The sequence below is a fragment of the Herbaspirillum sp. alder98 genome, from assembly GCF_020179755.1.
GTDB lineage: Bacteria > Pseudomonadota > Gammaproteobacteria > Burkholderiales > Burkholderiaceae_D > Herbaspirillum.
On sequence record NZ_JAIUCY010000016.1, the window covers coordinates 78743 to 85102 of the forward strand.

General features: G+C 59.0%; 6 protein-coding genes and 1 pseudogene. All 7 read right to left on the minus strand.

Going from position 1 to position 6360, the window contains the following annotated elements; translation table 11 throughout:
* Positions 1–624: a leucine efflux protein LeuE gene (leuE, locus tag LBW87_RS23250; RefSeq protein ID WP_225203860.1), complete on the minus strand. Its 624-nt coding sequence runs from the start codon at positions 622–624 to the stop codon at positions 1–3.
* A 23-nt stretch (positions 625–647) separates the two neighbouring features.
* Positions 648–1220, minus strand: a complete 573-nt coding sequence (locus LBW87_RS23255; RefSeq protein ID WP_225203861.1) for a lipocalin family protein — start codon at positions 1218–1220, stop codon at positions 648–650.
* Positions 1220–1882, minus strand: a complete 663-nt coding sequence (rsmG, locus tag LBW87_RS23260; protein ID WP_225203862.1) for a 16S rRNA (guanine(527)-N(7))-methyltransferase RsmG — start codon at positions 1880–1882, stop codon at positions 1220–1222. The genes LBW87_RS23255 and rsmG overlap by 1 nt, the downstream gene beginning before the upstream one ends.
* On the minus strand, positions 1879–3810 hold the full coding sequence (gene mnmG, locus LBW87_RS23265; protein ID WP_225203863.1) for a tRNA uridine-5-carboxymethylaminomethyl(34) synthesis enzyme MnmG: 1932 nt from the start codon (positions 3808–3810) through the stop codon (positions 1879–1881). Before mnmG ends, rsmG begins: the two co-directional genes overlap by 4 nt.
* A 233-nt stretch (positions 3811–4043) precedes the next feature.
* Positions 4044–4805, minus strand: a complete 762-nt coding sequence (locus tag LBW87_RS23270) for a sulfite exporter TauE/SafE family protein (protein WP_225203864.1) — start codon at positions 4803–4805, stop codon at positions 4044–4046.
* A gap of 444 nt (positions 4806–5249) precedes the next feature.
* The gene (locus LBW87_RS23275; RefSeq protein ID WP_225203865.1) at positions 5250–6230 is read right to left on the minus strand and encodes a branched-chain amino acid ABC transporter permease; all 981 of its coding nucleotides are present in this window, start codon (positions 6228–6230) and stop codon (positions 5250–5252) included.
* Positions 6231–6243: 13 nt separating this feature from the next.
* Positions 6244–6360, minus strand: a pseudogene (locus LBW87_RS23280) (branched-chain amino acid ABC transporter permease); the annotation flags it as partial.

The following is a 6360-nucleotide window of genomic DNA, read 5'->3' on the forward strand; positions in this document are numbered from 1 at the left end:
TTACTGTGTCGTCAGCTTGATGCCGAAACCGATCAGGAAAATACCCGCTACGCGCGAGGCCAGGGTGGCGATAGTGCGATTCTGTGACAGGCGGCGCGACAGCGCATTACCCACCAGCACCAGCATGCCGCCATACAGCGCCGTGCAGCAGCAGATCACCGCGCCCATCGCAACGAAGGTCAATGCGCCCTGTTGCGTGGCCGGATCCAGGAACAACGGAAAGAACGCCATGTAGAACACGATGGCCTTCGGATTGATCAGTGTTACCAGGAAGCCGCGCCGGAAATCGGCAGCGTTGGAAAAGGGTACGACTGTACCACCGCCCTCGCCTCTTGCAAACAGCAGCCGCACGCCGAGATAGGCCAGATAAGCGGTCCCCAGGTATTGCATCCCGCGAAACACCAGCGGGTTGGCATGCAACAGCGCTGCCACGCCAATGGCGGCCAGGAACATCAACACGATATCGCCCAGCATCAGCCCCGCCATCGAAGCAAAGCCGCCGCGCACGCCATGCTTGGCGGTGCAGGTCAGCACGCAGAAGGTCCCGGGGCCGGGCAATGCCAGGAATACAAAGGTGGCGGCGATCAGTTGCCAGATGTCGGTGATGCCGATGGCATGGAACAAAGTGCTCTCCCCGGTGCGTCGTTTTAGCGTGCCTGCTGGCGCGTCTTCACCAGGCGCGAGGTGTCGAAGCCTTGCTTGGTGGCGTTGTCGACCGCGTTCTCGTATTGCTCTTCACTGACGGTGGGCGTGCGCGACAGGATCCACAGATAGTCGCGCGATGGCGTGCCAACGGTCACCAGCGTGTATTGCGGGTCTAGTTCGAGGATCCAGTAGTCACCCCATACCATTGGCAGCCACGACAGCCAGGAAGGCGCAAAACGCACCTGCAGCTTGCTGTTGTTGCTGCCGGCGATCACGCGTGCCTCGCCCTGCGCTTCGTCGGTGCCGGCGTTGGTCTTGCAGCGGTTGATGACGTCGATGTTGCCGTCGGTGCGCGCGCGATACTCGGCGCTGGTGTCAGCGATACAGTCCTTCTGGAACCGGTTCGGAAACTTGGCGATCTCGTACCACTTGCCGACGTAACGCTGCAGGTCGACGGCGGCGACGGTTTTGACCTCTTGCGCCTGTGCCGGTCGCGAAGAGGTGGCAAACACGGTAGCGCTCGCCAGGGCAATCGCTGCCAGGCGAAGAATGGGATGTGCGAGGAAGGGTTTCATCAGGCCGATCTTTCCATGAAAACGAGATGGCGCTCCGCCTCCAGACCAGGCACCTGCAACGCTTGCACTGCGGTGACTGCCCAGCCGGGCGGCAGGCGTTCGATTTCCTGCTGCGGCATCACGCCTTTGAGGGCGATGAATTTTCCGCCTTCAAGCAGGAGATGGTTCGACCAGTCGACGAAGTCCTTCAGTTCCGCAAAAGCGCGAGAAGTGATGACGTCATATTGTTGCTCAACAGGCAACTGTTCGACACGTGCGTGCAATACCGTCACATTGCTCAGTTGCAACTGCGCCTTGACCTGGGTGAGGAAGGCCGTCTTCTTCTGCACGGTATCGACCAGGGTGATGCGCATCTGTGGTTCGGCCTCGGCGGCCCAGATGGCCAGCACGATACCGGGCAAGCCACCACCGGCGCCCACATCCAGTACCTGGCTGGCGCCGGCGAAGGCGCTCACCGCTGCCAGTGAATCGAGCAGGTGGTGCGTCATCATCTGCGACGGGTCTCGCACGGCAGTAAGGTTATAGACCTTGTTCCACTTGCCCAGCAGTGCCTGGTAATCCAGCAGTCGCTGCGACTGTTGCTCGCTCAAGGTGAGTCCCAGCGCCTGCGCACCCTGGCGCAGCGCCTGGATCATTGCGCTCTGATCGGTTGCCGTGCTCATGCTGCGGTCCCCGTCGCCTTGGTCTGAGCTTGCGCCAAGCCGCCCTTCTTCAGGTGCACCAGCAGCAATGACAGCGCAGCTGGCGTCACCCCCGAGATACGCGATGCCTGGCCAAGCGTTTCAGGCTTGTGCTTGTTCAGCTTCTGGCGCACTTCGATCGACAATGCCTTGACGTCCATATAGTCCAGGTCGGCCGGCAGCTTCAGGTTTTCGTTATGGTCCTGGCGGCTGATCTCGGTGGCCTGGCGTGCGATGTATCCGGCGTATTTGACTTGAATCTCGACCTGTTCGCGCACCGGGCCATCTTCGATACCGGGCCCGGCCAGTGCCTGGCCCTCAACACCGGTCAGGCTCATCAAGCTGTCGTAGGTCACATTGGGACGACGCAACAGGTCAAGCAAATTGTATTCGCGCTCAATGGCCTTGCCCAATACCCGCTCAGCTTCGGCCGCGGCAAGAATACGCGGATTGACCCAGGTACTCTTTAGGCGTTCTGTTTCACGTGAAACAGCTTCGCGCTTGCGTTCGAAGGCTTCCCATTGCGCATCACCGACGCAACCCAGTTCACGACCGATTTCGGTGAGTCGCAGATCTGCATTGTCTTCACGTAATGACAGCCGATATTCGGCCCGGCTGGTAAACATGCGATACGGTTCCTGCACGCCCTGGGTCACCAGATCGTCGACCAGCACGCCCAGATAGGCTTCATCGCGACGCGGGGTCCAGGCTTCACGGCCCTGCGTTTGCAGCGCCGCATTGATACCGGCCAGCATGCCTTGGGCCGCCGCTTCTTCGTAACCTGTCGTGCCATTGATCTGGCCGGCGAAGAACAGGCCCTGGATCTGGCGTGTCTCCAGCGACGACTTCAAGCCGCGCGGATCGAAATAATCGTATTCGATGGCATAGCCCGGGCGCAGGATATGCGCGTTTTCCAGGCCCTTCATCGACCGGACCAGCGCCAGCTGCACATCGAAAGGCAGACTGGTCGAGATACCGTTTGGATAGAACTCATGGGTGGTGAGACCCTCGGGTTCCAGGTAGATCTGATGCGAATCCTTGCTGGCGAAGCGATGAATCTTGTCTTCGATCGAGGGGCAGTAGCGCGGCCCCACACCTTCGATCACGCCCGTGTACATCGGGCTGCGATCAAGCCCGGCACGGATGATGTCATGCGTCTGGCTGGTGGTATGGGTGATCCAGCAAGGCATCTGGCGCGGATGCATGGCAGCATTGCCCATGACCGAGAACACCGGTACCGGATCGAAATCACCCGGTTGTTCTTCCAGAATACTCAAGTCGATGCTGCGGCCATCGATACGCGGTGGCGTCCCTGTCTTCAACCGGCCCTGCGGCAGCTTCAACTCTTTCAGACGCGCCGACAGCGATACCGCAGGCGGGTCGCCGGCACGGCCACCCGCGTAGTTATTGAGGCCGACGTGGATTTTCCCATCGAGGAAAGTACCTGCCGTCAGCACCACTGCCCTGCCCTGGAACTTGATTCCTGTCTGCGTCACGGCACCGACAACACGATCACCCTCCACCATCAGGTCATCCACTGCCTGCTGGAAGAGCCATAGGTTCGCTTGATTTTCGAGCCGCGAACGGATCGCCTGCTTGTACAGGATCCGGTCTGCCTGGGCACGGGTGGCGCGTACCGCCGGCCCTTTCGAGGAATTCAGGATGCGGAACTGAATGCCGGATTCATCGGTGGCAATCGCCATCGCGCCGCCCATGGCGTCGACTTCCTTGACCAGATGGCCCTTGCCGATACCGCCAATCGACGGATTGCAGGACATTTGGCCCAAGGTTTCGATGTTGTGGGTCAACAGCAGGGTCTTCTGACCCATGCGTGCAGCGGCCAGCGCTGCTTCGGTACCGGCGTGACCGCCACCGACGACAATGACGTCAAACTGTGTGGGATAGAGCATGATGCGCCTCGTTGAGACGGTGAGAACAGAGGCGAGATTATAAAGTCTTTTGATCCAGGGCACCGATGCCTGGATCAGTAATTGACGGATCAGCGACAGATCCGCAACTCAGCAATGAAACATTCCCCCAACTGTTTCACGTGAAACAGTCGTTTGACTTGCGGCGGGCAAAAAAAACGGAGCACTCGGCTCCGTTTTTAAACCCTCTTCAACTTTGTTTCACGTGAAACAAGTCACCGAAGAAACGCGTCGTATCCGCTCTTCAAGATCAATGCACCCACGACAAACAAGAATAACTTCCGGACAAATACGCTGCCATGCTTCATGGCCAGGCGGGTACCCACCAGCGAACCGGCGATATTGAAAACCGCCATCAACAAACCCAATTGCCAGATCACGTGCCCGCTATACCCAAACCAGCACAGGGCAGCCAGGTTGGTGGCGATATTGACAAACTTCGACACGGCGGATGCCGAGAGAAAGTCATAGCTGAATACCCGCACAAACAGAAACACCAGAAAGCTGCCGGTACCTGGTCCGAACACGCCATCGTAGAAACCAACCGCTCCTCCGATCACTGCGGCATAGATCATTTCCTTGGAGCCGGTCAATGTGGGGGCATGCGTCTGGCCGAAGTCTTTTTTCTTCCAGGTATAGATGGCCACCGCAATCAGCACGAACGGCAGTGCCTTGCGAATCAGGTCCGTGGGTATGTGGGTGACGACATAGGCGCCGAAGAACGAAAACGCAAATGCGGCAAATGCCGCCGGTGTCACCGTACTCCACCGCACCACCACGCGCCGGGCAAAATTGATCGCCGCCGCTGTGGTGCCCATCACCCCGGCTATCTTGTTGGTACCCAGGAGAGTCGCCGGCGCCGTATTGGGAAATACCGAAAACAAGGCGGGCACGAGGACCAGCCCTCCCCCTCCCACCACCGCATCAATCAGACCGGCAACAAAAGCGGCCGCACAAAGGATCAGGTAATCAGCCATGGCTGACCACCTGGAAGCAAATCGAAAAATGCATGGAAGACTTTCACAAGGACAGATGGCGGCAGGCCGAACCGGACTGCGTATTGTTATCAACAAGCAGCGCGCCTCCACATGAGGATGTGGACAAGAACATCAAACGAAAATGTTTTGCGACCCTGTGGACAACCTGAAATTGCCCCGCACACTGCGGCGACTATTTTACCGCTTCATGCATTGCAGAATAAGTAACAGACTAGCTTTGCGCGGGCATCACCGAACGAAACAGCTTGTTAAAACGAACAAATTGCCTGTGGATAATTGTGTGGACAACATGTTGATGAGCGTACAAGTAAACCAAACGCACAAAAAAATTACCGCCGGGAAACCTGTTCTTCAGGTCGCCCGGCGGCGCATTGCAGCAGTCGATTCACAGGACCTCGCAGGCCCTGTTATCAATCCGACATGTCAGTGACTTCCCTGCGCACTTCCTTTCTTGAACAGGGCCTGAATCTCCCCCACGATCCCCTTGCGGAACGCCAGCACGCAAACGATGAAGATGAAGCCGGTGACGATCGTCACCGAGTCACCCAGCGTGTTGAACCACTCGATGCGCGTCACGCTGGCCAGCCAGTTGCCGATATCGCCCAGCTTGTTCTCCAGCAGGATGATGATCACCGCGCCCACGATAGGACCCACGATCGTGCCCAGGCCGCCCACCAGCGTCATCAGCACCACCAGGCCCGACATGCTCCAGTGCACGTCGGTCAGCGTCTCGAAGCCCAGCACCAGCGTCTTGGTGGCCCCTGCCAGGCCCGACAAGGCCGCCGACAGCACGAACGCCAGCAGCTTGTAGCGCGCCACGTCATAGCCCAGCGAGATGGCGCGCGGCTCGTTCTCCTTGATGGCATTGAGCACCTGGCCGAACGGCGAATGGATGGTGCGCACGATCAGGGAGAAGCCGAACACGGCAATGGCCAGCACCACGTAGTACAGCGTGAGGTCGCTGGAGAGATCGATGAAGCCCAGCAGCTTGCCGCGCGGCACGCCCTGCAAGCCATCTTCGCCACCGGTGAACGGCACCTGCAACGCCACGAAGTACAGCATCTGCGCCAACGCCAGGGTGATCATCGTGAAATAGATGCCCTGGCGACGAATCGCCAGCAAGCCCATCACCAACCCGATCAGGGCCGCCGCACCCGTGCCCACCAGCAGGCCCAGCTCGGTCGGCAAACCCCAGGCCTTGATCGACTGCCCGCACAGGTAGCCGGCCCAGCCGAGGAAGGCGGCATGGCCGAACGACAGCAAGCCGGTGTAGCCAATCAAGAGGTTGAAGGCGCAGGCAAACAAGGCGAAGCACAGCATCTTCATCAGGAACACAGGGTAGATCCCGAACGGCGCGGCCAGCGCCAGGATCAACAACACGCCAATCATCAACTTTTTGTTCATTTCCTGCTCCCGATCATTTCTCTTTGCCGAACAGGCCGGCAGGACGGACCATCAGCACGATTGCCATGACGATGAAGACCACGGTGGCCGACAGCTCGGGATAGAAGACCCGCGTCAAACCTTCGATCAG